The sequence below is a fragment of the uncultured Deefgea sp. genome (assembly GCF_947072475.1).
Classification (GTDB): Bacteria; Pseudomonadota; Gammaproteobacteria; order Burkholderiales; family Chitinibacteraceae; genus Deefgea.
The window spans coordinates 1-3265 of sequence record NZ_CAMTIA010000106.1 but is presented as its reverse complement, the minus strand read 5'-3'; the positions used below and the strand labels follow the sequence as shown (position 1 = coordinate 3265).

Here is a 3265-nt window from a genome sequence, read left to right as displayed (position 1 = left end):
ACACGCCCAACCTCGACTACGTCGGTCCCGACAGCTTTACCGTCACCGTCTCCGACGGCAAAGGCGGTACCGCCTTGGCGACCGTCAACATCAATCTCTCCGCGGTCAACGACGCGCCAACGCTTGATCTTGATGCCAGCATGGAAGATACCAGTTTTAAAGCGACGTATACCGAAAATGGCAGTGGTATTCCGATTGCCGACATCGATAGTCTGATCGGCGATGTGGACAACGCCAACTTACAACGCGCGACGATTGTCTTGACCAACGCTCAGTTGGGCGATGTATTGACGACCGTCGGTTTACCCAATGGGATTGTTGCAGCACAAAGCGTCGTTAAAGGGCAAATTGTATTAACGCTCACGGGCAATGCCTCTAAAGCCGATTACGAGACCGCCATCGAATCGATTCGCTTTAGCAACACCAGCGAAAATCCGAGTGCGGTAGATCGTATTTTGAATGTGACCGTGAATGATGGCGTATCCAATAGCAATACCGCCATTAGTACGATTACTGTCGTGCCAGTCAATGATGCGCCAACCTTTGTATCTAGCTCATCTGCAACGGTGTCAGAAGAAGGCCTGCAAGGCGGTATTGCTGATACAGCAGGAACAACCGATTCGACCAATTCCAACACAGCCACAGGAAATGTTATTTTCAGTGACGTGGATAGCTCTTCGCTCACCTACACATTAACTGCGCCAACGGGTTTGACCTCGGGAGGCCAAGCGATTGTTTGGAGCGGCAATGGCAGCGGTACGCTGGTCGGCACAGTGGGCAATCAAACCATTGCTACGATTTCAATTGATGGTACTGGCAAATACAACGTGACGTTATCAGGCCCAGTGGATCATGTCGACAAAACCGCTGAAGATCTGAAATCGTTCAATGTGACGGTGAGTGCATCAGATGGCAAGTTATCAAGCTCCGGTCAAGTTACGATCAATATTGAAGATGATGCGCCGGTAGGCCAAAGCACGACGGCAACGGTGCAAATGCCGTACATCAGCACCAATTTAATCCTGACTTTGGATACCTCGGGCAGCATGGGGTGGGATAGCGGAATTGCCGGTAAAACCCGCTTACAAGTGGCTAAAGAGGCGTTAACGCAGCTCATCAATGATTACGATAATGTGGGTGACGTTAAAATCATGTTGGTTGGCTTTAGCTCATCGGCCACCACCCAACTCGCTAATGGCAATACTTGGCTTACCGCTGCTGAAGCCAAAGCCATATTGGCCAATTTTACTGCAGATGGAGGAACCAATTACGACGCCGCAGCTGGGCAGGTCATGCAAAATTTTGACAAGCCAGGCAAACTGACCGGCGGCCAAAATGTGGGGTATTTCTTCTCGGATGGTGAGCCAAATACAGGCCTAGGTTTAGATAGCACCGAAACCAAAACATGGACTGATTTCTTAAATAGCAAAGACATTAATTCACTGGCGATTGGCTTAGGCACTGGCGTAGCAGGCACCAATCTCGACCCTCTCGCTTACAACGGTACAGGACCGGGTACCGAAGCCAACTCGATTATCGTCACTGACTTGGCGCAATTGCCGCCGATTCTGCGCGACACCATCCTTACGCCAACAGCAGGTAATATCACCGGCGGGCTGGTTGGATCAGCGGTTGCAGGGTTTGGTGCCGATGGCGGTCATATCAACGACATCACCGTTAATGGGGTGAAATATACCTTTAACACGGTGGGCAATAGTATCACCACCACCGCCAATGGCAGCACTTATACCTTTGACCCAGTGAGCCATACTTTAAAAGTCACTACGACCTTGGGTGGGCAATTCATCATTGATATGGATGATGGTAAATACACCTACACACCGCCAGTAAACTTACAAAGTAATGCCAGCGAGAATATTGGCTTTACCTTGATCGACAATGATGGCGATTTGGATAAATCCAATAGTAAGTTGACGATCAATGTGATTCCACCGCGCTATAACACCGCACCGGTATTGGTCGACGACTTTAGCTTTACCAAAACCAACCAAGCGATTTCGCTGGATGTGCTGGCCAATGATAGAGACTTGCAAGGCGATAAATTAACGCTCACAGGTACGCCAACACTCATCTCAGGACAAGGTGTGGTCTCCATTGATCCGAAAACGGGCTTGCCGGTCTTTACCCCAAGCGCCAACTTCATTGGTGAAGCCACGATCCGCTATACCGTGAGCGATGGTTTCGGCGGTACAGCTAGTGCGATTTGGACGGTCAAAGTCGTGCCTGAAAGCAATATCCTAAATGGTTCAAATGAAGGCGGCGTCGGGTCATACTTTGTAACAGGCCCAGAATCTGGCACTGGCAATGTCATTCAAGTCTCCACTGCAGGCTTTCACTCAGCGACTGGCGGCGGTGCGGGAGCATCTTACGCCAGTACCGCGACTGGTAACGATCAAGTCATCCTCACTGGCGGCAGTAATGATCACGTTGAGGCAGGAGCCGGCAATGACTTAATCTACATGGGGGAAACGCAAGATTACAACAATTCCGTTGCCACCAAAGATGCTAACTTCTTCCTCGCCAGTCAATTTATGAATAATGCCGACGGCACCTTGTCAACAGTGGCCAATAGCGACAAGCTTGTTCTAGGCATTGTGAATGAAATGCAACCCGTCGCCGACTTAGTTAACGCCGGTAGCGGTAATGACACGGTGTTTGGCGAAAACGGTTCCGACGCCCTATACGGCCATGCCGGTAACGACAAGCTGTTTGGTGGTGCTGGGATTGATGCCTTACGTGGCGGCCTAGGCAATGATTTACTCGTTGGCGGTTCGGGTAACGATATTCTGCGCGGCGATGCGGGATCAGACACCTTTAAGTGGACGCTAGGCGACCAAGGCACTGCTGGCGCACCTGCCCGTGATGTGGTGATGGATTTCGCCAAATCAGACAATGCTGCGGGTGATGTGGATAAACTCGATCTGCGCGACTTACTCCAAGGCGAAAATACGGGCAGCCTCACGCAGTATCTGCACTTTGAGAAGTCGGGCACAAACACCATTATTCACGTCAGTAGCAAAGGTGAATTTAGCAACGGTAATTGGGCAACGAAAGAAGACCAAGTCATCACGCTGCAAGGCGTTGATCTCACCACATCAGGTAGTGATCAAGCGATCATCACTGACCTACTCAAGAATGGAAGGCTGATTACTGATTAAGCCGGATGACAAAAAGGCCAGATTCATCATCTTAATGCCGTTCACTTAAGCCAAGTGAACGGCATTTTTTATCTCCGTTACTTCGT

General features: G+C 50.1%; 1 protein-coding gene. It reads left to right on the top strand.

Annotation, left to right across the window (positions count from 1 at the left end; all coding sequences use genetic code 11):
- The coding region (locus Q0V82_RS16485) for a tandem-95 repeat protein (protein ID WP_297577558.1) at window positions 1-3179 on the top strand (3179 nt) is incomplete at its 5' end.
- Window positions 3180-3265 lie beyond the last annotated feature (86 nt).